The organism is Commensalibacter intestini A911, from assembly GCF_000231445.1.
In the GTDB taxonomy this organism is placed as follows: domain Bacteria; phylum Pseudomonadota; class Alphaproteobacteria; order Acetobacterales; family Acetobacteraceae; genus Commensalibacter; species Commensalibacter intestini.
Genome location: NZ_AGFR01000009.1, coordinates 342735 through 369048, shown reverse-complemented (window position 1 = coordinate 369048; position 26314 = coordinate 342735). Strand labels below are relative to the sequence as shown.

The following is a 26314-nucleotide window of genomic DNA, read 5'->3' as shown; positions in this document are numbered from 1 at the left end:
TATGATAAACCTTACTCAAGTAAAGAATAGAAAAAGGAAGGAAATCACAATGCGAGTTTTACTGGTCGGTTCAGGAGGTAGAGAACACGCCATTTCCATGGCTATTGCCCGTTCCCCAAAACTTACCGAGCTATTTATCGCACCAGGAAACCCAGGTACTGCTCAATATGGTAAAAATATTGATATTAAAGTTGATAATATCACCGATCTTGTAAAATTTGCACAAGAAAATCATATTGACCTTGTGATCCCTGGCCCTGAGCTTCCTTTGGTTAAAGGATTAACCGATGCATGTAATGCAGTGGGAATCCCATGTGCTGGCCCCACACAAGAGGCTGCTCAACTTGAAGGAAGCAAAAGCTTTACCAAAATTGTCTGTGATGCCGCCAACATTCCAACCGCTCAATGGCAAGAATTTACCGAAGTTACTCCAGCTATTGAATATTTAAAAACACAATCTTTTCCAATTGTTATCAAAGCAGATGGATTAGCAGCTGGTAAAGGCGTTATTATAGCTGCTGATTTTGAAGAAGCAGAACACACCATTCAAGATATGTTGGCAGGTTCTGCTTTTGGACAAGCAGGGCATAAAGTTGTTATTGAAGAATTCCTAACAGGTGAAGAGGTTTCTTTATTTGCGTTCTGTGATGGGGAGAACGCAGTTCTTATCGGTGCGGCACAAGATCATAAACGCATTGGCGATGGTGATACTGGCCCAAATACAGGCGGAATGGGTGCGGTATCCCCACCACCTTTCTTTGACAAAGCCGCACAAGAGCATGCTTTGGACTTAACCGTTCGTCCAATGTTAAAAGAAATGAACAAAAGAGGAACACCTTTCCGTGGTGTAATCTTTGCTGGATTAATGCTAACTCCCAAAGGGCCTGCTTTAATCGAATATAATACTCGTTTTGGAGATCCAGAAGCCGAAGTGCTTTTACCTCGCTTACAATCTGATTTATTGGAAATCTTATTTAACCTAAGCCAAGGCAAACTTTCTCAATCAGAAATCAAATTCTCTGATCAAGCAGGTATTTGTATTATTATGGCTGCCAAAGGCTATCCTGGAACCCCAACAACAGGGGGGATTATTTCCAATATTGAAGCAGCAGAGACTTTACCAAATGTTAAAGTTTTCCATGCAGGAACGACAATGAACAATAATCAAGAGCTTTGCGCTGCGGGTGGTCGTGTGCTTTGCGTATCTGTCTTACATGATGACCTAGAAAAAGCTCAAGAAATCGCCTATCAAGCTGTTCGTAAAATCGAATGGAAAGATGGCATTTGGCGCAATGATATTGGTAATCGTGCGTTAAGAAAATAAGTCTTTATTGGTTTTGTCTATAAGCTTAAACGATAGTTTATAGACATTTTTTTTACAATCAGATTAAAAAATAAATTAATTATGAAATTGTAATGATTTATAATTATGACGTATAATAATCACTTGGTTTTACTTAATAAATTGCACAAAGTGATAAACAATATGACATTTGAGATAATAAAATCAAAAAAAGAAGGACTAGATAGCAAAGAAGGTTACATAATTGTAAGATCTACAACAGTCTTTTTAAGACTGCTAGGAGAAAAGCCTCACTACGAGTTGATGACTGCAACAGCTGATGAGGATAATGGTCCAATAACGGTATGCCAAAATCAAAAACAATTAATTACATCTGCCTTACAACTTGCTCTTGAACTAAAATTAAAACCGCTTGTAACATCTGATCATAACAGCAGAAAATATGTAAAAATTTGTTCTCTTATAATTGAAGATAATAATCAAGAGATACAAACTAAGGAAATACTCAAAAGATTTTTTGAAATCTATGATAACTACGATATAAAATCTCGTGCTGAAGAGGAAATGATAGAATTATATAATGATCTAGCAATAGATGACTCTGGTGAAGATGTATATTTAAGTGATGGTATGTATCTGAGTAGTGATGGCTCACTCCACTAAATCCCTTTATAAACAAGTTAAGATACTACATCATAAATTTATACATGATGCTTACTGAGATAGTCAGAATAATATCAATATTATAATTAAACATAAAAAAAGCCCTCTGAAAAATCAAAGGGCTTTTAAACGATTAATATCCCGTTAAAATACGGTTAATTAACTCTTTAACCGTTGGGGTAAATCCATTGGCATAAAATGGATCAGAACCAAAACGCCACCCTTGGGTACCGCTAAACATCAAATTATGATCCATAATCTCATTCGCATGTTCACCTGAAGCATGTGCAATCTTTTGCAATGTGCTTTGAATACAAAAAGACCGAGGGTCTGGGCGATTTCCTGTTGTATAATCTGGACCATGTTGTGACCAATTAGAAAAACGACACATAGATAAACAACCCATACAATCCGCTTGGTCTTTTTGAATAGACATCGCTTGTTCGGGTGTTACGAATACATATGTATTATCTGGGGTTAACATCATTTGTGTAAACCCTTGTTGCTCCCAACCTGCGATATGTTCGCGATCTTGAGAAGTAACATAAATCACACGTCCTCGAGCACCATATTCATATGGCACTGTCATATCGCCTTCTGGTTCTTTCGCAAAAGAAATCTGACGTTCTGAACGTGCTTTTAAGTCTAACAAAAAGCTATTTTTAACTGCTGAAGAGAAGAAACCCGTTGGTGAAAATTGATTTAAATAAATATCACCTTCTTTTAACGTCCGCAAACGATCTTTCCAAGCTTGTGGAATTGGGCTTTCTTTGGTTAATAATGGACGTGTTCCAAACTGAAACGCAATCGGCCCTAAATCAGGATTATCAAGCCAATCTTCCCACTCTGAAAGCCACCAAACACTACCAGCCATAATAATAGGAATATTATCTAATCCATATTGACGCATAACTCTGCGCAATTCCAAAACCCGAGGAAACGGATCTTGAGGCACTAATGGATCTTCACTATTCGATAATCCATTATGTCCACCTGCACGCCATGGATCTTCATAAACAACACCACCCAACCATTCTGGATGTTTGTTATAAGCTCTACGCCACAAAGCATTAAACGCACGACCAGAAGAAATAATCGGGTAATAATACACACCATTTTTAGAGGCAAGTTCAGATAATCTGAACGGCATTCCTGCACCACAGGTCACCCCAGTTATCGTTCCTTTTGCTTGCTCTAGAACCGCAGAAATAACAGGCTCACATCCACCCATTTCCCACATAACATTGGCATGAATAGGAGCATCAGGCCCAGCAATTTCACGAGCAATCCTTGCTTGAGTAATCCCGCCAGAAATTGCGTATTTAATCAACTCTTCATGGCGTTCACGACGTGTTTTTGCACGATAAATTTGAGGAATGATATTCCCTTCATCGTCATAGCTATCTGCATTTACAACTGATACAGTACCAACACCACCAGCAGCAGACCAATACCCAGCAGAGACACCTGTGGAAATTGCAACCCCTTTGCCCCCTTCAACTAATGGTAAAACTTCTTTACCACCCATAAGAATTGGATTAACTGCCTTCATTACTGCTCCAGCTCACAATGCAAATATCTAACACACATACTCGAATCAAATCTTTTAATCATATAAAATGTTTTTTTCCAGTGGCAAAGCAAAATTTTATTACTTTGCCACCAAAGTTACTAGTTTTTAAGATCTTCTTTGAGGGCGATCACTTCTGTTACGACTTGGTGATGGCGCACGTGGAGGAAGACTTTCGCTGATATCAGCGCCAGTTTCTTGATCAACTTCACGCATAGAAAGTTTAATTTTACCACGGTCATCAAAACCAACGACTTTAACCTTAACAATGTCATCAACTTTAACAACATCGCTAGTACGAGCAACGCGGCCTTCTGCAAGTTCAGAAATATGAACCAACCCATCACGAGCACCCATAAAGTTTACAAAAGCACCGAAATCAGCAACTTTTACCACTTTACCAGAGTAAATACGACCTACTTCTGGCTCAACAACAATAGATTCAATACGCTCTCTTGCTCTATCTGCTTGATCGCTTGAAGTTACTGCAATTCTTACCGTGCCATCATCTTCAATATCGATCTTACAACCTGCATATTCAACGATTTCACGAATAGTTTTACCACCAGCACCAATCAAATCTCTGATTTTTTCTTTAGGCACATTCATCACAATAATATGAGGCGCATTGTCAGAAATTTCAGCACGGCTTTCAGTTAAAGCTTTAGCCATTTCGCCAAGAATGTGCATACGACCATCTTTAGCTTGTGCCAATGCTTGTTTCATAATGTCAGGCGTAATGGAAGTAATTTTAATATCCATTTGAAGAGCTGTAATCCCTTGCTCTGTTCCTGCCACTTTGAAATCCATATCCCCAAGATGATCTTCATCCCCAAGAATATCAGTTAACACAGCAACACCTTTATCTTCTTTGATCAAGCCCATTGCAATCCCTGCAACTGGACGTTCCATAGGAACCCCGGCATCCATCAAAGATAAAGAAGTACCACAAACTGTTGCCATAGAAGATGAACCGTTACTTTCTGTAATTTCAGAAACAACGCGCATCGTATAAGGGAATGCTTCTTTGCTTGGTAACAAAGGATGAATTGCACGCCAAGCCAATTTACCATGACCAATTTCACGACGACCAGGCGCACCTAAACGACCACATTCCCCAACAGAGTATGGAGGGAAATTATAATGCAACATGAAATTAGAGCGATATTCGCCTTCTAATGCGTCAATAATTTGTTCGTCTTGTGCTGTTCCCAATGTGGTCACAACCAAAGCTTGGGTTTCACCACGAGTAAAGAGCGCAGACCCATGTGTTCTTGGTAGAATACCCACTTCACCAATAATTGGGCGAACGGTTGTCAAATCACGACCATCAATACGAATACCAGTTTTTAAAACAGATGTACGAACAATATCCGCTTCAAGACTATCAATCAAAGAACGTGCTTTTTCAACATCGAGTTCTTCTTCGGTAATTTTTTCAATAATCTTGTTACGTGCTTCACCAAGAGCAGCATAACGTTTTTGCTTTTCTTTTTCTTTGTAAGCTTCTGCTAAGATTTTACGACCAACTTTATCGATACGTGTTTTTAATTTTTTCTCTTCAGCAGTAGGCTCAATTAAATCCCAAGGTTGACGAGCAGCATGTTCAGCCAATGCAATAATCGCATCAATCACAACTTGTCCTGCTTGGTGACCAAAATTAACCGCACCTAACATTACTTCTTCACTTAATTCTTTAGCTTCTGATTCAACCATCAAAACGCCTTCGGTTGTACCTGCAACTACCAAATCAAGTTCACTATCTTTTACTTCAGATAATGTTGGGTTTAAAATATACTCACCGTCTTTATAACCAACACGACAGCCTGCAATTGGGCCTAAGAAAGGAATGCCAGACAATGTCAATGCTGCAGAACAACCAATTAACGCAACAATCGCAGGATCATTTTCAAGATCATGACTTAATACAGTTGCAATCACTTGCACTTCATTTTTAAAATTCTCTGGGAATAATGGACGAATTGGACGATCAATTAAACGAGAATTTAAAGTTTCTGCTTCTGATGCACGACCTTCACGTTTGAAAAATCCACCAGGGATTTTACCAACAGCGAATGATTTTTCTTGGTAATGAACAGTTAATGGAAAGAAGTCTTGACCTGGTTTGACTTTTTTATCACCAACAGCGGTACATAAAACAACCGTTCCACCATAAGTAATAACAACTGCACCATCTGCTTGACGAGCAACTTTACCTGTTTCAAGAATTAAAGGGCGACCGCCCCATTCAATTTCTTTACGATAATATTTAAACATTTATAATATCCTATCTAAGAGAATATATAGGAAAAAATCAAACCACTCTTACACCATAGACTGCAAATGACAGCGTCTCGGACGGCATGGAACTTTATTTTGCTTTTCTTAATTAATCGCACCATGTGGCCTGAAACGCTGTAAATGGGCTTGTTACTTTTTCTCTATTTTATCTATACCTCTTTATATAATTTCAAAAATAGGAACTGACTTAATGGTGTAAGTCAGTTCCTAAAGTAACTAACGGCGTAAACCTAGACGTTTGATTAAGTTTTCATAACGGCTTTGGTCTTTATTACGCAAATAGCTTAATAAACGGCGACGTTGTCCAACTAATTTTAACAAACCACGACGTGAATGAAAATCTTTAGCATGTTCTTTCATGTGTTCGGTTAAGTTAACAATTCTTTCTGTCAACAAAGCAACTTGAACTTCCGGAGAACCAGTATCGTTCTCTTTTGTTTGATATTCCTTCATTAACGCTGTACGACGTTCTGCTGTAATCGACATCGTGTTATCCTTTTTTCTAAAAAATTAAAATATACGAATTGGACGTAACCATTCAGTATCCAAACGGCATAATCCAACAAAACGCTTCCCATCCACAGCACGGACAACTCCATCAGGAATATCCGAATATTGTGAAACACGATCTGCAACTTGATCCCGTTCAAGAACGCGACCAAAACTGAGCTCTGCGACTTCATCTGATGTTAAGGCTAGAGCCGGGATGTCGTCCAGCGCAGTCTCAACAGGCAGAATCAAATCCAAAGAAGCTTCTCCTTTTTTGTCGTTTCCGACAATTTTGTCCAGTAAAAATGCATCTGTCACATCAAAAGGACCGACTTTTAAACGGCGCAGCTCTGAAATATATCCAACAGATTGGCACGCAACCGCTAAATCTCTGGCCAAAGAACGCATGTAAACGCCTTTTCCAGAAATAACTTCAAATTTCGCACGATCTCGATCCAGCCGTTCAATTAATCGAAAAGAATCTATACGGGCTGGACGTTTCTTCAACTCTGGCACTTCACCTTGGCGCGCCAAATCGTACGAACGTCTACCATCAACTTTGATAGCAGAAAAAATTGGAGGAACCTGTAAAATCTCACCTTGAAATTGTTCAAGCGCTTTATTGATTTCCTCATCACTCGGCCTGACATCAGACCGTGCAAGCACTTCCCCTTCGGCATCATCTGTCGTTCTAGATTCACCAAAAGTCAGTGTAAAATGATAAACTTTCTTTTTATCCAAGATATAAGGAATAGTTTTAGTGGCCTTACCAAATGCAATCGGTAATAACCCCGTTGCCAAAGGATCAAGAGTACCACTATGTCCGACTTTACGTGCATCAAAAGCATATTTAACTTTATTCACAATAAAAGCTGACGTTTTTTCTAATGGTTTATCAATTAACAACCATCCATCAACAATTTGTCCACGCCTATTCCGCATGAATACAATATCTCTCCTAAATATCTTGATAAGACTACCAAGAACATTTTTATCTTTACGTATTCCTTAGCACGGTAAGCGATGAAAATAAAATGATATATTCTATACAAAGCAATAATTTTATAATAAGGTGATCAACAAATAAGCAAAATACCTATGATAACAGTCAATAGTTTAATAAATGTTATCAATGGATAATGGGATTATTCTATTAGTAAGGTTTTCACTTGACGATTAACAACAATGCAAGTTTGCCATCTTTACAGCCTGAATGGACATTAAAGTTCGAAAATCAACAACCTAAGCTGTGTTTATATGGGGATTGGCTTGCAAAAAACAATAATATTCCACAATTACCACGAAATATTTTTCAAAATTGCTCTGCCGATATTTCAGTTCAATTTGATACAGACCAACTTCGTACGTGGGATAGTGGTTTTATTGCTTTTCTCTGGGAACTCAAAAATCTTGCTACAATCAATCATATTTCAATTGATAAACAGCAACTCCCTGAAGCTGCACAACAACTTTTAGCCCTGCTTGACGATAAAAAACCAGAAGTTTCACCACCTGCCAACCCTCCATTTCGTCCTTTGTATAATTTAGGCGGATGGGTTATTGACTCTTTAAATAGTCTTGGCGTTACCTTCCAGCTCTTTTTATTCGCATTAAAAGGCGTTTTTAAATTTCTAGCTGGGCGTTCTTATATGCGCCTTACAGATCTGCTAAGAGATATTAAAGCAGCAGGCCCTTCTGCACTTATTATCATCAGCATTGTTAATTTTTTGATGGGCTCTATTCTGGCGTTCGTTGGTGCGGTGCAACTTCGTAAATTCTCTGCTGATGCCTACGTTGCCAATCTTGTCGGTATTGCAACTGTCAGAGAGCTCGCTGCTGTGATGACAGCCATTGTCATTTCAGGGCGAACAGGGGGTGCCTATGCTGCACGGATCGCAACTATGCAAGGCAATGAAGAGATTGATGCGTTAAAAGTTTTTGGAATCCCAGTCACGGAATATCTTATTTTACCTTCAATGCTTTCCCTAACAATCACAATGCCCATTATGTATTTATATGCATGCTTCATGGGAATTTTAGGTGGTCTCATTGTTTCGATCTTAATGCTGAGAGTGACCGTTCTTGGTTTTCTTTATCAAACATTTGGTGCCGTGCCTTTTAATCAATTTATTTTTGGCGGTTCAAAAACCATTGCTTTCGCTATGTTTATCGGGGTTAGTAGCTGTTATATCGGTATAAAATCAGGACGTAGTGCTGCTGATGTTGGTGTTGCTGCAACCAAAGCCGTGGTTGCTGGTATTGTTGGTGTAATCGCCTTAGATGCCGTGTTTGCCGTTCTTGCAGATATTATCGGTATATAATCATGACCAACACACAACCCGCCGAACATCTTTTATCTGTTGAAAATTTAACCGTCGGATATGGCGAGCGTATTATTCAACACAATATTAACTTTACCGTTAAAAAAGGCAGTATTTTTGCTTTAATGGGTGGCAGTGGATGTGGTAAAAGCACACTCCTAAAATCCATGATTGGTTTATTACCGCCTAAAGCTGGTGACTTCCTCGTCAAGGGCGAAAACTATTGGAAATCCTCTAAACAACATAGGATAGATATAGGACGTAATTTTGGCGTTTTATTCCAAAGTGCCGCTTTATGGAGTTCTATGACTGTTGGGGAAAATATAGCCCTCCCATTACAGCTTTTTACGGATCTTTCTTCCTCAATGATTCAACGCCTTGTTGAGCTAAAATTGGGGCTTGTTGGAATGAGCCATGCGATTAATTTATACCCTTCAGAGCTCAGTGGTGGGATGAAAAAAAGATGTGGTTTGGCTAGAGCATTGGCTCTTGACCCTGAAATCCTATTCTTTGATGAACCTTCAGCAGGTTTAGATCCCATCACTTCAAAACGTTTAGATGACCTTATCGTTAATCTACGTGATGGTCTAGGAACAACAATTGTTATCGTCAGCCATGAACTGCCTAGCCTTTTTGCCATTGCAGATGATGGCGTATTCTTGGACGCTGAAACAAAAACGCCTATTGCATATGGCTCCCCAAAAGAGCTACGAGACCATCCACCATGCGAGTTAGTGAATGACTTTATGCATCGTCAAATTTTTGAACATCCGAAATAGAGAGACTATCCACTATGACAATCAATAAACAAACAGCTATTGGAGCATTCGTTCTAGGAGGACTAATTCTTCTATTGACTGTAATCATCTTTTTCGGAAATTTCAGCTTCTTTTCTACTAAAAGACAAGCAGTGATTGTTTTCCCAGGATCAGTAACAGGATTATCGATTGGTGCGCCAGTTACATTCCGAGGCGTGCAAGTCGGCACAGTAAACTCTATTACATTACAGTTTGATCCAAAAATACATCAAGCTTTTATCCCTGTTGTCATAAGCGTTGATCCACAAAAAATTCGTTTAGATACCCATTACAGAGATTATAAAGACTTTATGGATACAATGATTGCCAATGGGCTTCGTGCGGAAATTAGTACTGAAAGCTTTGTTACAGGCTCTTCTAATATATTCTTAGATTTTTATCCTGGTGATAAACCTGTTTTTCATCCTCAATTTACAGATCATCTCATTGAAATTCCTTCTCATCCGTCTGCTATTCAACAGATAAAATCTGAATTAATGCATCTACAACTTGAAAAGCTTTCAACAGATTTAGACAAAACTGTCCTTAAGGTTGGACAATTAACAGATGTGTTAAACCAAAAAATCCCTGCCTTATTAGATAATGTCAAACAAACGTCAGATAGTAGTAATAAACTAATTGCTAACGTTGATCAAAAACTTGATAAACTCTTTCTTAATCTAAATACATTACTTGTTGACGGTGATAAGCAAATCAAAACTAAAGGGGCTGAGTTCCAAAAAATATTAGTATCAACAAACAAAACACTCAATAACGCTTCTGATGTCTTACAAAATATAAAATCTATGACATCTGTACGCTCTACAACACGCAATAATTTGGAGATTATTCTACAAAACTTGGCAGATGCTGCTGTTTCATTACGTGGATTCTCTACACAAATTGAACGTAACCCTAAAATTCTATTAACAGGTCGTCGCCAATGAAAAAAATAATAACTTATGGTGCTATTGGCACTTTCTCTCTGCTGGTTGGATGTGCAGCTCCAGCACTACAATATTATACATTAACAGAAGGGGGGAATATCATTCCTCAACCTTCACGCACACAGACCTCTTCAGATAATGCCACTGTAATTTATATTGTACGCGTTACTGTGCCTGATTATCTCAATACTACAGACATTACCACACGTCATGATACAGTCGTAAATCATAGTGTTAATGGAAGAATGAGTAGTATTTTATCTGTAGGTGCGACAGGATTTATTGCTAATCTTCTAACTGATAAAAATCCCAATTTATGGATTACCAATGAATCCCCAGTAACGCCACCCAATTATCAGTTAATGATTAATATTAGACGTTTTGATTTACAAGCAGATCCAGATCAAACAGGTAAGTTAACTATTGAAGCAACATGGTCAATTATACCAAAAGACTCGCAATTACCTATTCAAAAACAAAGAACTAATTTCGTAGTTCAAGGATCTATTAAAACGGATAGTGAAATTATACAACTAGAGCAAAAAGCATTAACGCAACTGACAGACAGTATCAATACAACGATCCAACAGTTACGCTAATAAATTTTAATCTTCTTTATCTAGATCTCTTAATACTTCTGGTTGATGCAGCAAAACATCGATTTTTGCTGCATAATCTAACCCTGTATCTGCCTGAAAACGAAGTTCAGGTAAGAACTTTAAACTCAACTTTTGACTAAGCTGAGAACGAAGATATGGTGCAGCCTTTCTCAAAGCTGGCAACAATTCTTCTACATTACTTGCCCCCAAACGTACGACATAAATAATCGCGTTCCGTAAATCTGGAGTCATTCTAACTTCGGTAACCGTCAAACGTTTATCACGTAACTCTGGATTACGAAATTCTGTTCGTGCAAAGACATCAGATAAAACATGTCTAACCTCTTCGGCAACGCGTAATTGTCTTTGAGAAGGCTCTTTGGGATTTTTTCCCAAAGAGCTTTTTCCTGTAAATAAAGGCTTATTCATTAGGCTTCAATAGTTTCCATTTCGTAACACTCAACGACATCGCCTTCGCGTAAGTCATTAAATCCAGCAAAAGAAAGACCACATTCATATTCATGTGCAACTTCTTTTACATCGTCTTTAAAGCGTTTCAATTGGCTCAAATTACCTGCGTGAATAACAACGTTATCACGTAGCAAGCGTACACCACATCCACGACGAACAACACCTTGTGTTACATAACATCCAGCAACTTTAACGGTCTTACCAATAGAGAAGACTTTACGGATCTCAGCATAACCCAAGAATTTCTCACGTTGTTTAGGTGCAATACGCCCTTTAATTAATTTCTCAATATCATCAATCACTTGATAAATAATTGAGTAATAATGAATATCAACGTCTTCTTGTTGAGCTAACTCTCTTGCTTGAACTGTTGCACGAACGTTAAACGCCACGATAATTGCATTAGAAGCTTTAGCAAGTTGCACATCACTTTCTGTGATCTGACCAACAGTTGCGGAAATCACATTAACTTTGATTTCTTCATGCTCTAGTTTCAATACCGTTGTCTGAATTGCTTCAGCAGAACCTTGAACATCAGCCTTGATCAAGACAGCGACTTCTTTTTGTTCACCAGCTTGAATACGAGCCAACATTTGATCCAAAGTACCACGAGCAGCAAGACGGACAGCAGCTTGTTTTTCACGCACTTTACGTTGTCTGAACTCAGAGATCTCTCTAGCTTTACTTTCACTATCAACGACAATAAAAGGTTCACCAGCACGAGGAACACCTGTTAATCCTAACAACTCAACAGGAGCAGATGGCCCAGCATGTTTCATATTCGTGTTTTTGTCATCTAACATCGCACGAACACGTCCCCATTCAGCGCCAGCAACAATCACGTCCCCTTTGTTCAAGGTTCCTTTTTGCACTAACAATGTTGCTACAGGTCCACGGCCTTTATCCAAACGACTTTCTATCACTGCACCTTCTGCAATGCGGTTTGGATTAGCTTTCAACTCTTGTAGTTCTGCCAATAGGATAATTGCTTCTTCAAGTTTATCTAAACCAATACGTTTTTTTGCAGAAACTTCAACATCCTGAGTATCACCGCCCATTTGCTCTACAACAATTTCATATTGCAGTAATTCTTGACGAACACGATCAGGATTAGCACCAGGTAAGTCACATTTATTAATTGCAACAATAATAGGTACACCAGCAGCTTTTGCATGTTTAATTGCTTCGATAGTTTGAGGCATAACCCCATCATCTGCAGCAACAACCAATACAACGATATCAGTTACAGATGCACCACGAGAACGCATTGCTGTAAAAGCTTCATGACCTGGTGTATCCAAGAATGTAATTCTTGCACCTGATGGTAGTTTTACTTGATAAGCACCGATGTGCTGAGTAATTCCCCCAGCTTCACCTCTGGCTGTATCCGTTGTACGCAACGCATCAAGCAAAGATGTCTTACCATGATCAACATGTCCCATAACAGTAACAACAGGTGGGCGAGATAATTGATTTTCATCAGTATCTTGAACACCCTCAATACCCAACTCAACGTCACTATCTGCAACTCTATGAACGCGATGACCAAACTCTTCAATAACAAGCTCAGCTGTATCTGCATCTAAGGATTGATTAACCGTTGCCATTACACCCATTTTCATCAAGGATTTAATAACATCCCCTTGACGAGCAGCCATACGATTAGCCAACTCTTGAACTGTAATTGTTTCAGGCAAAGTCACATCACGAACGACTTTAACTTGATCTGCACGCAATCTTTCAAGCTCAGCTTGACGACGTTCACGTTCCCTTTGACGACGCATAGAAGCCAAAGAACGCATTTTATTATCATCTTCGCCTTCAATGGCTGCTTGAATATCAATTTTACCAGAGCGACGATTATCACCTGATTTGCCACGGCCACCACTAGGTTTACGAGCTGCACCCGCACCACGACGAGCACCGCCTCCGCCTCTACGACCATCACCGTCTTCACTATCTGTATCATCACGTGAATCAGGGCGAGCTCTTACAAAATCATTAGATTTTTTAACAATTTTATTATCGTCTTTATCTGTTTTACGCCCTAAATTTTTCTCACCATCCATCATTGCTGGCGCTGCAGTTGTTTTTGCCGCTGGTTTACTAGACATAACCGCGCGTTTTGCTAGAGGTTCTACAGGCTTTGGTGTCGGTGCAAAAGTAATCTCTCCTGGGATAGGAACGTGTGAAACTTTAACTTTACGATCAGGCGGAGATTGATCTGATACTCTTTTAGTTTCTTGCGTTGATTTTACCGCAGACTGTCTTTTCACTTCAACATCTTGAGCTTTTTGAACAGCTTCAGCTTCTACCTTTGCAGCACTTTCTGCTTCTATTCGTGCTTTTTCAGCTTCTTTCGCAGCAGCAACTTCTTGTTGAGCTTTTTCTTCTTCACGACGCTTTGCTTCTTCTGCAGCAGATAAAATAGCAATTTTTTCTTGCTCTCTGCGTTCTACTTCTTTACGTTGCTGATCAATACGTTGCTCTTCTAGCACACGTTGACGTGTAGCCAACTCTGAGGCTGTTAATCCTCTTTTACTTGCAACACCACCAGCAGACTTTTTAGTTGCTGGCTTACGTGCCACGCCGGTCGTATTTCCTGCTGTTTTCTCGCCAGCAGCAGAAGCACCACGTTTCTTACGGACTTCTACCTGCACAACTTTTGTGCGCCCATGACTAAAACTTTGTCTTATAGATCCTGCATCGACAGTGCGTCCTGCATCTTGCCTTACCGACGAACGTAAAGATAGACGTTTTTTACCTTGCCCTTGCCCTTGTTCTTGATCGTTGCCTTCGCTCATATACCTGCCTATTCTTTATCCATCCGCCGGATTTAACCCGCCGAACCCAATACCTTAATTGATAAACCCTGCTAACCGCTTGTTGTCATTGAAAATTCGATTAACAAACGGACCTGTGTGAATTGCCGCATGAACAACATAATCACGACCAAAGAGTTTTCCCAACTCTTCACCCGTAAAAACGGATACAACTGGCAAATTTTTTGCCCCAGAGAGTAAACGTAATTTTTCGTCTTCACTACCGTCTGAAGCTTGTATGATTAACCCAACATTATTTTGAGAAATCTTTTCCCTTACTTTTACAAAACCATATGTAATCTGTCCAGCACGCCTTGCAAGACCCAAGCCATCTTTTATCCGAAACTTTAAACCGTCTATAATCATTGACAATAAATTATCAGGAATTTTCACTTGGCACTGTGCGGCTTTGGAAAACACACGACGTTGTATTGCCGTATGTAGCACATTTTTATTTGCTTGCAACCACATTCCTCGCCCAGGGAGACGCTCTGTCAAGTCAGGAACCACCATTTCATCAGGGGATACAACAAAACGAATCAACTCTTCCGGACAACCTTTCTCTCTTGTGACCAAACAACAACGTTGTTCCTTTGGTGCTTCAGACTTCTTCATCATTACCGCAGTTTACCAAGAATTAAAAGAGGTTTCATCAAAACAGCTACAAATATTACGACAATAGATTTAATTATGCTTCACCTTCTTGAGATTTTTGCCCTTCTTCATCTTCAAACCAATGCTCTCTTGCTCGCATAATGATCGCGTTTGCAGTTTCCTCATCCAAAGAATCAGTTCCTAAAATATCGATCAATTCATCACTTGCAAGATCTGCAAGGTCATCAAGGGTTTTCACACCCTTTTCACCTAATAATATCAGCATTTGTGGCGTAAAGCAATCAAGCTCAACAATCTCATCAACCACACCAAGCTCTTGACGTTTTTGCTCTAAAGAATCTTGTTGTTTAACCAAAAATTCTTCTGCACGCTGCACAAGCTCTTGCGCAACATTTTCATCAAACCCATCAATTTCAGCAATTTCTTCCGGTGCAGTATAAGCAAGCTCGTCAATATTATGGAAACCTTCAGTGACCAAAAGACCTGCAATAACATCATCAACGTCTAAATCATTCACCAGTGCTGTTGTTCTTGCTTTAAATTCTTCTTGTCTACGTTCAGATTCTTCAGTCTCAGTTAAAATATCAATATCCCAACGGGTTAACTGACTAGCCAAACGCACATTTTGACCGCGACGACCAATTGCTAAACTGAGTTGATCATCAGGAACAACAACCTCAACACGTCCGGCTTCTTCGTCCATCACCACTTTAGTAACTTCTGCAGGAGCTAATGCATTCACAACAAAAGTTGCAGCTTGACCGTCCCAAGGAATAATATCGATCTTCTCACCTTGCAACTCTTGCACCACAGCTTGAACACGAGATCCTCTAACCCCTACGCAAGCACCGACAGGATCAATAGTTGTATCTTTAGAAGTAACAGCCATCTTCGCACGAGATCCTGGATCTCTAGCAACAGCTTTAATTTCAATAATACCATCATAGATTTCAGGCACTTCTTGAGCAAATAATTTTGCCAAAAATGCAGGATGAGAACGTGATAAGAAAATTTGTGGTCCACGAGGCTCTTTACGCACATCATAAATATAAGCGCGAACTCGTTCAGAGTTACGGAAATTCTCACGAGGAATCAATTCATCACGACGCAACAATGCTTCTGAACTACCAATTTCTACAAGTAAATTACCGTATTCTGTACGTTTAATCGTACCATTCACGATTTCACCTACACGGTCTTTGAAATCTTCATATTGACGGTTACGTTCAAACTCACGAACACGTTGCACAATCACTTGCTTTGCTGTTTGTGCTGCAATCCGCCCAAAATCAATCGGAGGTAATGGATCAACAATATGTTCACCGATTTTAATATTCGGTTGAATTTTAATCGCAATTGCATAAGGAATTTGAGAATCTTCGTGCTCGACTTCTTCTACAACTTCGGTCCAACGAGACAAACGAACCTCACCCGTTTTACGATCAATAATCGCACGAATATCTTTTTCATGACCATATTTTGCACGACCAGCTTTCTGAATAGCTTGCTCCATAGCTTCAAGCACTTCATCTCGACTAATCGCCTTTTCACGAGCAACTGCATCCGCAACCAATAATAACTCAGGACGAGAAACTGACGTATCCATTGAAACCTCTCAATGTGTTTTATAACGATTATTTTTACCAGATCGTTTTGACTGGTCTTTATCTGTATCTTCCTCAATAGATTCTTCTGAATCCTCAGATACAACATCCCTAGGGCTCAACATATGTTGACAAGCATCAATCAAAGCATCCGTTAAAACCAATTTAGCCTTACGAATTTCAGAGAAAGGCAAAGCCACTTCTGCACCATCATCCAAACGCATCCGTGCAAATTCATCATCTGCACCTAGTGCGATACCAGAAAAACGTCTTCTGCCTTCAACAGGAATCATCGTTTCTGCTTTTGCCAAATGGCCAGAAAAACGATTCCAATCTTTTGGACGAACCAAAGGACGATCAATCCCTGCAGAAGAGACCTCTAATGTCCATGCAGCTTCAATTGGATCATCAACATCCAAAATAGCACTGACAGCATGACTGATCTGTTCGCAATCTTCAACATTAATCAAAGATCCATCCGCACGATCGACCATAATTTGCAAGGTCAATGCCGTTTTACCTAAGATCATAATTCTAACGATTTCGTAGCCCATATCGATCAACGTAGGTTCAATCAATGCAGCAATACGACGGTCAAGACGGTTATCCGAAAATTCTAATGAATCCAAAACAAAAAAAGGCGGCCGACTAAGGCCACCCCCCACAATAAGGAAGATAATTTTTTATTAGCTTAATCGAAAAAATCTTTTTTTACAAGCATTAACTATTATTAACGCGTTGGTATCTTTTATTTTATATTTCAATAACATCCTTATTTATAACGCGTAGCCAGCATATTCGCAGCAATCATTGCTTGATAGACTTCATTAGCAGTTACTTTTTTAGGCATATTGCTCATCGTATCATGTTCATCACAGGCAACCTCTGCAACTTTACGCCATTCATCTTCAACAAACTCTTTTAATCCCATATCTTGCAATGTTAATGGCAAACCAACCGCCTTGATAATACGAATAACTTCATCAAACTCTTCTTTTGGAGCATTCTCTAAAACCAACTGAGTTAATAACCCAAAAGCAACCTTTTCCCCATGCTGTGCTTTATGTAAATCAGGCACCATAGACATTCCATTATTCACCGCATGTGCCGCAGCCAATCCACCAGATTCTGCACCAACACCACTCAGGTAAATCGTTGCTTCAATCACTTGCTCTAAAGCAGGTGTTACAATTTTATTACTCACTGCATCCATGGCTGCCTCAACGTTCTCTTGCAACACTTCATAGCATAAACGCGCAAGCCCTATTCCTGTTCGTGAAGGTCTTTTTAAAACCAGATTTACACCATCCACAGCATAACAAGCTCGCGCTTCAAAATATGTAGCCAACGCATCCCCAACCCCAGCAGCAAAGAATCGAACAGGTGCTTGAGCAATAATCGACGTATCTGCAATCACAACATCTGGATTTTGAGGTAAATATAAATACCGATCAAAAGCACCATTTTCCTTATATATAACTGCCAACGCTGTACAAGGAGCATCTGTTGAAGCAATCGTTGGAAAAATAATCACAGGATTTTTTTTATAATAAGCAACAGCCTTTGCAGTATCGAGCGTTTTGCCACCACCAATACCTACAATAACATTTGCAGATAACTCATCCATCAACGCAATAAGCCGTTTAATCTCTGTATCAGTACACTCATAATTAAACTTTTCAACTTTGCCATTTAATCCAGCCATGTGAAGATATGACAAAGCCTCACTATTGACTCGCTCCATGATAAATTCATCGCATAGCAATAGGGCATTATCACCAAAATCTTTCACATATTCATGAAGGTCTTTTAAAATACTACTGCCAATGATGAATTTTTTAGGAGAAGTTACAGTACGAGGAAGATTTGACATTTTTTTTCCTTATTTGTTACTTAAAATCTACAAAGGTCAAAACGAAAGCAGGTATAACCTTCTATTTAATATATTTTATTAATAAACTTTAATATATTTAAACAATATAACAGTTAAACCTTGAAAAAAATCAGTTTTACCCCTAAAATAATAATCACAATGACGTGAAATAATTGACGTCAAAATTATGCTAAATATTTTATAGAGATTAAATCTATGAAGAAACTGACTGAAGTAAAAAGTTTTTTTTACTCCTCTTTTAATTACATTAGGGGCTGGGTCAGTATTCGGTATTTTACTAACAGTTCTATAATAAATACCGTTTCTTTTTCAAAACAAATTAATAAATTCTTTACTGATAGTCTAAATTTTTATTCAAAAAAGGACTTCCTATCATTTTATACTAACGAATAAAAATGACTTTCTCTTACTGAAATACTAAGGAGATATATATGTCTAAACTCACAGATAAACATGCAGTTGCTTGGAAAGGCTTTAAAGGAAATAACTGGCAAGAAGAAGTCGCTGTTCGTGACTTTATCCAAGCTAACTATACCCCATATGAAGGGGACGAATCCTTTTTAGCATCCGCAACAGAAGCAACTGATAAATTGTGGGCAGAAGTTATGGAAGGGATTAAAGTTGAAAATGCGACTAAAGCCCCTTTAGATTTCGATACAAAAATTATTGCTACAATTACTTCTCATGACGCTGGATATATTGATAAACCTCTAGAAACAATTGTTGGTTTACAAACCGACAAGCCATTAAAGCGTGCAATCATGCCTAATGGTGGTATTCGTATGATCGAAAGTTCATGTAAAGCATATGACAAAACTTTAGATCCTGAAGTTTTAGAAATCTTTACCAAATATCGTAAATCTCATAACCAAGGCGTTTTTGATGTTTACACCCCAGAAATCATGGCTTGTCGTAAATCTGGTGTAATTACTGGGTTACCAGATGCTTATGGTCGTGGTCGTATCATTGGGGATTATCGCCGTGTTGCTTTATACGGTATTGATTACTTGATGGCTGATAAACGTCAACAATTTGACGATTTACAAAAAGACCTAGAAACAGGTAAAAACCTTGAAGCTACTATTCGTTTACGTGAAGAAGTTACAGAACAATTCCGTGCATTAAACGACATGAAAAAAATGGCTGCAAGTTATGGCTTTGATATTTCAGGCCCTGCAACCAATGCTCATGAAGCTGTTCAATGGACCTATTTTGGTTATTTAGCTGCGGTTAAATCTCAAAATGGTGCTGCGATGTCTTTAGGACGTACATCAACATTCTTGGATATTTATATCCAACGTGATCTAGAAAATGGTGTAATTACTGAAACACAAGCTCAAGAATTCATTGATCACTTTGTGATGAAACTTCGTATGGTTCGTTTCTTACGTACCCCAGAATATGATGAGTTATTCTCTGGTGACCCAATTTGGGCAACAGAATCTATTGGTGGTACAGGACTTGATGGTCGTACATTGGTAACCAAGAACTCTTTCCGTTTCTTGAATACATTGTACACAATGGGACCCTCTCCAGAACCAAACATGACAGTTCTATGGTCTGAAAAACTTCCTCAAACTTTCAAAGAGTTTGCAAGTAAGGTTTCTATCGACACTTCATCATTGCAATATGAAAATGATGATTTGATGCGTCCAGACTTTAACAGCGATGATTATGCAATTGCATGTTGTGTTAGCCCAATGGTGGTTGGTAAACAAATGCAATTCTTTGGAGCTCGTGCAAACCTTGCTAAAACATTGCTTTATGTAATCAATGGCGGCGTAGATGAAAAATCAAAAGCTCAAGTTGGTCCTAAAACTGCACCAATGATGGATGAAGTCTTAGATTTCGATAAAGTTATGGCTGGTATGGATAGCTTTATGGATTGGTTGGCAACAAATTATGTAACTGCTCTAAATTGTATCCATTATATGCATGATAAATATAGCTATGAAGCAGCATTAATGGCATTACATGATCGTGACATTGTTCGTACAATGGCTTGTGGTATTGCTGGACTTTCTGTTGCTGCAGACTCTTTATCTGCAATTAAATATGCAAAAGTACGCCCTGTTCGTGACGAAAATGGTGTTGCTGTTGATTTCGAAATTGAAGGTGAATATCCTCAGTTCGGAAATAACGATGCAAGAGTTGATGATATCGCTTGTGATCTTGTTGAACGTTTCATGAAGAAAATTAAAAAACTTCCTATGTATCGTGATGCAATCGCAACTCAATCTGTATTAACCATTACTTCTAACGTTGTATATGGTAAGAAAACAGGAAATACACCTGATGGTCGTCGTTCTGGCGCTCCATTCGGACCAGGTGCAAACCCAATGCATGGTCGCGATAAAAAAGGTGCTGTTGCTTCATTGACCTCTGTTGCTAAACTTCCTTACGAATATGCAAAAGACGGTATTTCTTATACATTCTCTATTATTCCAAACGCATTAGGAAAAGATGATTCTATGCGTAAAACAAACCTAGCTGGAATGATGGATGGATATTTCCACCATAATGATAATCGTGAAGGTGGACAACATTTGAATGTAAACGTCTTTAACCGTGAAACATTGGTTGATGCACAACAACATCCTGAAAAATATCCAAGCCTAACAATCCGTGTTTCTGGGTATGCTGTGCGCTTCAACTCATTAACAACGGAACAACAAAATGATGTCATTAATCGTACTTTTACCGCTACGATGTAATTGATATTCATCTACTTGTTGACTACATAAATGATAGATAAAGAAAGGTCCTGCAAAGGGCCTTTCTTTTAACGAATCATGCTATAAAAACTGATAAAATGAAAGTAAGTTAATAATGCATACAGACGACCACATCAGAGGCCGTATCCACTCCATTGAATCTTTTGGCACAGTCGATGGTGACGGAATTCGTTTTATTGTTTTTTTCCAAGGCTGCCTCATGAAATGTCTATATTGTCATAACCCAGATACTTGGGATATGCAGGGAGGACGTTTTGTGACTGTTCCTGAATTAATACAGGAAATCGTTACTTATAAACCCTTCTTACAACCTAATGGTGGTGGTGTTACTGCTTCTGGTGGAGAAGCTGTATTACAAGCCCGTTTTGTCTACGAATGGTTCAAAGCATGTCATCAAGAAAATCTTACCACATGCCTTGATACCAACGGCTATGTCAGAAAATATACTCCAGAAATTGATGATCTTGTAAATGAAACAGATCTCGTTATGCTTGATTTAAAGCAAATGAATGATGAGGTACATCAAAAATTAACAGGCGTTTCCAATCAATATGCCAAGCAATTTGCTGAATATTTACATCAACACAACAAACGCACATGGATACGATATGTTGTAGTTCCTGGTTGGACAGATGATGATGAATCTGCTCATTTATTGGGGCAATTTACCAAAAATATGGACAATATTGAACGGATAGAGCTTTTACCTTTTCACCAAATGGGAAAAGTAAAGTGGGAGATTATGCATAAAGAATATCAACTCGAGAATGTTGAATCGCCTTCTCGTGCAACATTAGAACGATTACAAAAAATAATCTCGAACTATGGTCACAAAGTGATTTTTTAATTTACACACGACCTCTTAATAAAAATTCATTTTAATATTTTACTTCATTTTATTACTAATATTATCAATGTAATTATGATATAAATTTATTAAAGCCATATTATTGCAGCATATGGAGATTGAAATAAATGCTATTTGATTATCAAAGTCAATACTCTTCTGGAATATCATTTTTCTCTAAAGAAATTGATAATTATTTTATTGATTATATACCAGGGAAATTAAATCAATTAATAATTACGTTTGAAAATGCTGATCAACCCAAAAAACCACGTTTAGACAAAATGCGTGAAGCATGGGGAGCAACATTCCTAACACGTAAAGGCTTTTCTGTTCTTGGTATTAAACCAAAAAAAGTTGATTGGTACCGAGGTGCCGATTTACATAACTTTTTTAGATCACATAATTTTAAAATATTTATTTCGAGCTTCCAACAAGTAATTCTTTATGGATCCTCAATGGGCGGTTTTGCTGCCCTTACCTTTGCAGAAGCTTGTCCCAATGCAATTGTAGTTGCCTTTAACCCACAATCTACACTCCATGCTGATTTAGCACCATGGGAAACTCGTTACCCTGAAGGGACTGCGCAGAATTGGACTGGAGATTTTGCTGATGCTTATTATGGAATAAAAAACGCAAAAAAAGTTTATATTGCATATGATCCTCTTTTAGATTTAGACCGCAAACATGTCGAAAGATTAACAGGCCCAAATGTAACTCTTTTTAAAATGCCTTTAGTTGGGCACATAGTAATGGGGTGGATGGGAGAGGCCGGCATTCTTTCAACATTTTTAGATGATGCTTTTGCCGGAACCCTTACTGAGAGCCAATGCCAACAGCTCGCACGAAATCGACGAAAAACTGCCCGTTACTATATAGTTATGGGATTAAGAACCAGATATACATCGGTTGCTCTTGCATGCGCTAATAAATTGCTAAATTTCCAACATATACCACTTCATCACCAAAGAGATTTTAAAGCATTAATTTTTAAACATCAACTATGGAAACATATACTTACAGATCAATGGAAAAACAAACTTATCAGTTTAGAAAAAACTATTCTGTTTAATATCCTTAAAGAGGCATCTGATCACGGTTTCCCAAATCTCGCTTTAGCAATTTGTAATTATGTTATTGAACAGAAAAAAATTAGTTGGCAAATACTTACTCTGGCAGCTGAATGTCAACATCGTCTAGGCAATTTATCTGCAGGAAAAAAACTAGCATATCAAGCGATAAAAGAATCTCCCTCTACTGGAAACTGTTATCGTATTTTAGCTCGCATTTTGCATGATATGGGAGATTTATTAGAAGCTGTAAAGGCTGCAACAGAAGGTGTTCATGTTGATCCAAATAGTCCACTAGGATGGAAAGATCTAGCTACATATTATAAAGAATTAGGACAACTACAACCTGCACTAGAGAGTGCAAAACAGGCCCATAACCTAGTGCCTTATGATAAATCAGTCACTATATTAATAGACTCTATTACAAAATTAATTACATCAGAAAAATAATCTCAATAAAAAGGAGGCTTAAAGCCTCCTTTTTATTATCTATCACAACAAATATTAATCTGCCATCAAGCGAAGAACATAAGGTAAAATACCACCATGACGGTAATACTCAACCTCTTCTTGAGTATCTACACGACAGATTAAAGGAACCTCTTGTGTCGAACCATCAGTACGATGAATACGCATTGTCATTTTTTGACGTGCTTTCAAGGTTTCAATACCAATAATATCGATTTGCTCATCCCCTTTAAGGTTCAATGTTTGACGTGTTGTGCCCTCCTCAAACAACAAAGGTAACACACCCATTCCAACAAGGTTTGAACGGTGAATACGTTCAAAGCTTTCTGCAACTACGGCTTTAACTCCTAAAAGATTAGTTCCTTTAGCTGCCCAGTCACGAGAAGAACCCATACCATATTCTTTACCACCAAACACAACCAAAGGTGTCTTTTCTTGCTGATATTGCATAGCAACATCATAAATCGCACCTTCTTTGCCATCTGGATAATGTTTCGTATAACCGCCCTCAACACCAGGAACCATCTCATTGCGAATACGAATATTCGCAAATGTACCACGCATCATCACTTCATGGTTACCACGACGAGAACCATAAGAGTTAAAGTCTTCTACTTTAACCCCATTTTCTGTCAAGTAACGTCCTGCTGGAGAGTCTTTACGAATAGAACCCGCTGGAGAAATATGATCTGTTGTTACGTTATCAGCCAAGAGTGCTAATACTCTTGCGCCCTTAATATCTGAACGATGAGCTGGTGCCTCTTTACCCATACCCTCGAAATAAGGTGGGTTACGAACATACGTTGATTTATCATCCCAACCATAAGTTTGTGAACCTGTTGCCACAGCCAATGCTTGCCATTCTTTAGGGCCTTTCTCAACGTGATCATACCCTTTAAGGAACTCACCTTGAGTAATCGAAGAAGCCATTGCATCAGAGATCTCTTTTGCTGATGGCCAGATATCTTTTAAATAAATTTCTTTACCATCTTTAGAAACACCTAACGCAACTTTGGTAATATCTTTACGCAAGGTTCCCAAAATTGCATAAGCAACAACTAATGGAGGGCTAGCAAGATAATTTGCACGAACATTCGGAGAAATACGCCCCTCAAAGTTACGATTACCAGAAAGAACTGCTGTTCCAACCAATTTATTATTTTCAATCGTATCAATGATATCATCCGTTAAAGGGCCTGAATTCCCAATACATGTGGTACAACCATAGCCAACGATATTAAACCCTAATGCATTCAAAGGTTCAATTAACCCTGCATTTTGCAGATATTCAGTAGCCACTTTGGAACCTGGTGCTAATGAAGTTTTCACCCAAGGTTTACGCGTTAACCCCAAAGCATGGGCTTTCTTTGCTAATAAACCTGCAGCCATCATCACTTCAGCATTGGATGTATTAGTACAAGACGTAATCGCTGCAATGACTACAGAGCCATGTTCTAATTCATAATCTGCATTAGCAACAGGATAAGATTTATCTTGATCTGCGGTCACATGGAATCCATCAACCAATTCTTTTTCAAAAGCTGAAGTTGCTTTCGCCAAATCAATACGATCTTGAGGGCGACGAGGTCCAGAAATAGAAGGAACAACGGTGCCAATATCTAACTCTAATGTATCTGTAAATTCAGGATCAACACTACTTGCATCACGGAACATACCCTGAGCTTTAAGATAAGCTTCAACCAGTTTAATTTGATGTTCATCACGCCCTGTTAGACGTAAATAATCTAATGCCTGTTGATCAACTGGGAAGAACCCACACGTTGCCCCATATTCAGGTGCCATATTTGCAATAGTTGCACGAGTATATAATGGCAAATGATCCAAAGCTGGACCAAAGAACTCAACAAATTTACCAACCACACCTTTTTTACGCAACATTTCGGTAACTTTTAAAACCAAGTCCGTTGCGGTTACACCAGCGGCCAATTTTCCTGTTAATTTAAACCCAATCACATCAGGAATTAACATGGTAATCGGTTGCCCTAACATAGCTGCTTCGGCTTCAATACCACCAACGCCCCAACCCAATACGCCAAGACCATTAATCATCGTTGTATGGGAATCTGTTCCATATAAAGTATCTGGATAAGCATAAGTCTTACCGTCTTCCTCATTATGCCAAACGACTTTAGCAATATGCTCCAAATTGACTTGATGACAAATCCCAGTATCAGGAGGCACAACAGAAAAGCCTTTAAATGCTTCTTGTCCCCAACGTAAAAATGCATAACGCTCTGCATTCCGTTCAAATTCCAACGTAATATTTTGCGTTAACGCTGTTGAAGAACCTGCATAATCAACCATCACAGAGTGATCGATCACTAAATTTACAGGAATTAAAGGATTAACTTTTTGTGGATCACCTTTTAAGCTGATCATTCCTTCTCGCATCGCAGCTAAATCAACAACCGCTGGAACGCCCGTGAAATCTTGCATTAAAATACGAGCTGGACGAAATGGAACTTCGGAATCACTGTGACGATTTTTAAGCCATCCAACAACTGACTTCGCATTATCAACCGTGAAAGCATGACCATTTTCAAAGCGCAAAATATTTTCCAACAATACTTTTAATGTATGAGGTAAATGTTTTACTGAGCCTATTTGTTTTTCTGCTTCAGGAAGTGAAAAATAATGATAGCTTTTTCCATCCACATCTAAAGTGCGACAAGTTTTTAAACTATCTTGGCCAATGAGTTTCATAATGGCATCCTTATTCGTATATTTTATTTCTGAACTATTAATATATTATTTATCAAAATTTTCGATTACCTTAT

General features: G+C 38.5%; 20 protein-coding genes. 9 read left to right on the top strand and 11 right to left on the bottom strand.

Annotated features, from left to right (window positions below):
- Positions 1–49: 49 nt before the first annotated feature.
- A complete protein-coding gene (gene purD / locus CIN_RS08805) occupies positions 50–1324 on the top strand; it encodes a phosphoribosylamine--glycine ligase (RefSeq protein ID WP_040364237.1) in 1275 nt (424 codons plus the stop codon).
- Positions 1325–1486: 162 nt separating this feature from the next.
- Positions 1487–1966, top strand: a complete 480-nt coding sequence (locus CIN_RS08800; RefSeq protein WP_139016990.1) for a hypothetical protein — start codon at positions 1487–1489, stop codon at positions 1964–1966.
- 133 nt (positions 1967–2099) lie between these two features.
- Here the strand turns inward: CIN_RS08800 and CIN_RS08795 are convergent, their stop codons facing one another.
- From CIN_RS08795 to truB, 4 genes are all read right to left on the bottom strand, one after another.
- Positions 2100–3518 carry an NAD(P)H-dependent flavin oxidoreductase gene (locus CIN_RS08795; RefSeq protein ID WP_040364236.1) on the bottom strand — a complete coding sequence of 473 codons (1419 nt, stop codon included), beginning with the start codon at positions 3516–3518 and terminating at the stop codon, positions 2100–2102.
- A gap of 126 nt (positions 3519–3644) precedes the next feature.
- Positions 3645–5813 (bottom strand): polyribonucleotide nucleotidyltransferase, encoded by a 2169-nt coding sequence (gene pnp / locus CIN_RS08790; protein WP_008854733.1) that lies wholly within the window; start codon positions 5811–5813, stop codon positions 3645–3647.
- A gap of 240 nt (positions 5814–6053) precedes the next feature.
- Positions 6054–6323, bottom strand: a complete 270-nt coding sequence (gene rpsO / locus CIN_RS08785; protein WP_008854732.1) for a 30S ribosomal protein S15 — start codon at positions 6321–6323, stop codon at positions 6054–6056.
- A gap of 24 nt (positions 6324–6347) precedes the next feature.
- Complete coding sequence (truB, locus tag CIN_RS08780; RefSeq protein ID WP_008854731.1) at positions 6348–7268, bottom strand: tRNA pseudouridine(55) synthase TruB; 921 nt, start codon at positions 7266–7268, stop codon at positions 6348–6350.
- A 227-nt stretch (positions 7269–7495) separates the two neighbouring features.
- Between truB and CIN_RS08775 the strand changes: the two genes are divergently transcribed.
- Genes CIN_RS08775 through CIN_RS08760 form a run of 4 tightly spaced genes read left to right on the top strand, consistent with a single transcriptional unit; the run spans position 7496 to position 10990 of the window.
- Positions 7496–8647: an MlaE family ABC transporter permease gene (locus tag CIN_RS08775; RefSeq protein WP_008854730.1), complete on the top strand. Its 1152-nt coding sequence runs from the start codon at positions 7496–7498 to the stop codon at positions 8645–8647.
- Positions 8648–8649: 2 nt separating this feature from the next.
- Complete coding sequence (locus tag CIN_RS08770; protein WP_008854729.1) at positions 8650–9426, top strand: ABC transporter ATP-binding protein; 777 nt, start codon at positions 8650–8652, stop codon at positions 9424–9426.
- 14 nt (positions 9427–9440) lie between these two features.
- Positions 9441–10391 (top strand): MlaD family protein, encoded by a 951-nt coding sequence (locus tag CIN_RS08765; protein ID WP_040364235.1) that lies wholly within the window; start codon positions 9441–9443, stop codon positions 10389–10391.
- A complete protein-coding gene (locus CIN_RS08760; protein ID WP_008854727.1) occupies positions 10388–10990 on the top strand; it encodes a PqiC family protein in 603 nt (200 codons plus the stop codon). Before CIN_RS08765 ends, CIN_RS08760 begins: the two co-directional genes overlap by 4 nt.
- Positions 10991–10996: 6 nt before the next feature.
- Here the strand turns inward: CIN_RS08760 and rbfA are convergent, their stop codons facing one another.
- The 6 genes from rbfA to CIN_RS08730 all read right to left on the bottom strand — a co-directional run bounded on the left by rbfA (position 10997) and on the right by CIN_RS08730 (position 18375).
- The gene (rbfA, locus tag CIN_RS08755; RefSeq protein ID WP_008854726.1) at positions 10997–11419 is read right to left on the bottom strand and encodes a 30S ribosome-binding factor RbfA; all 423 of its coding nucleotides are present in this window, start codon (positions 11417–11419) and stop codon (positions 10997–10999) included.
- Positions 11419–14265, bottom strand: a complete 2847-nt coding sequence (gene infB, locus CIN_RS08750) for a translation initiation factor IF-2 (RefSeq protein WP_008854725.1) — start codon at positions 14263–14265, stop codon at positions 11419–11421. Before infB ends, rbfA begins: the two co-directional genes overlap by 1 nt.
- Before the next feature lie 54 nt (positions 14266–14319).
- Entirely contained in the window at positions 14320–14901 is a 582-nt protein-coding gene (locus CIN_RS08745) for an RNA-binding protein (RefSeq protein WP_008854723.1), read from the bottom strand.
- 70 nt (positions 14902–14971) lie between these two features.
- Positions 14972–16504, bottom strand: coding sequence for a transcription termination factor NusA (nusA, locus tag CIN_RS08740; RefSeq protein ID WP_008854722.1), 1533 nt, complete (start codon positions 16502–16504; stop codon positions 14972–14974).
- Positions 16505–16513: 9 nt separating this feature from the next.
- Entirely contained in the window at positions 16514–17131 is a 618-nt protein-coding gene (rimP, locus tag CIN_RS08735; RefSeq protein WP_280985066.1) for a ribosome maturation factor RimP, read from the bottom strand.
- Between the two features lie 143 nt (positions 17132–17274).
- Positions 17275–18375 (bottom strand): glycerol dehydrogenase, encoded by a 1101-nt coding sequence (locus tag CIN_RS08730; protein WP_008854720.1) that lies wholly within the window; start codon positions 18373–18375, stop codon positions 17275–17277.
- A 452-nt stretch (positions 18376–18827) separates the two neighbouring features.
- Here CIN_RS08730 and pflB point away from each other — a divergent pair, with 452 nt between their 5' ends.
- The 3 genes from pflB (at position 18828) to CIN_RS08715 (ending at position 23498) form a co-directional block, all read left to right on the top strand.
- A complete protein-coding gene (gene pflB, locus CIN_RS08725) occupies positions 18828–21110 on the top strand; it encodes a formate C-acetyltransferase (RefSeq protein ID WP_008854719.1) in 2283 nt (760 codons plus the stop codon).
- Between the two features lie 115 nt (positions 21111–21225).
- Positions 21226–21978 carry a pyruvate formate lyase 1-activating protein gene (gene pflA / locus CIN_RS08720; protein ID WP_040364234.1) on the top strand — a complete coding sequence of 251 codons (753 nt, stop codon included), beginning with the start codon at positions 21226–21228 and terminating at the stop codon, positions 21976–21978.
- Positions 21979–22106: 128 nt separating this feature from the next.
- Positions 22107–23498 carry a tetratricopeptide repeat protein gene (locus tag CIN_RS08715; protein ID WP_008854717.1) on the top strand — a complete coding sequence of 464 codons (1392 nt, stop codon included), beginning with the start codon at positions 22107–22109 and terminating at the stop codon, positions 23496–23498.
- Between the two features lie 54 nt (positions 23499–23552).
- Here the strand turns inward: CIN_RS08715 and acnA are convergent, their stop codons facing one another.
- On the bottom strand, positions 23553–26240 hold the full coding sequence (gene acnA, locus CIN_RS08710) for an aconitate hydratase AcnA (protein ID WP_008854716.1): 2688 nt from the start codon (positions 26238–26240) through the stop codon (positions 23553–23555).
- Between the last annotated feature and the right edge of the window lie 74 nt (positions 26241–26314).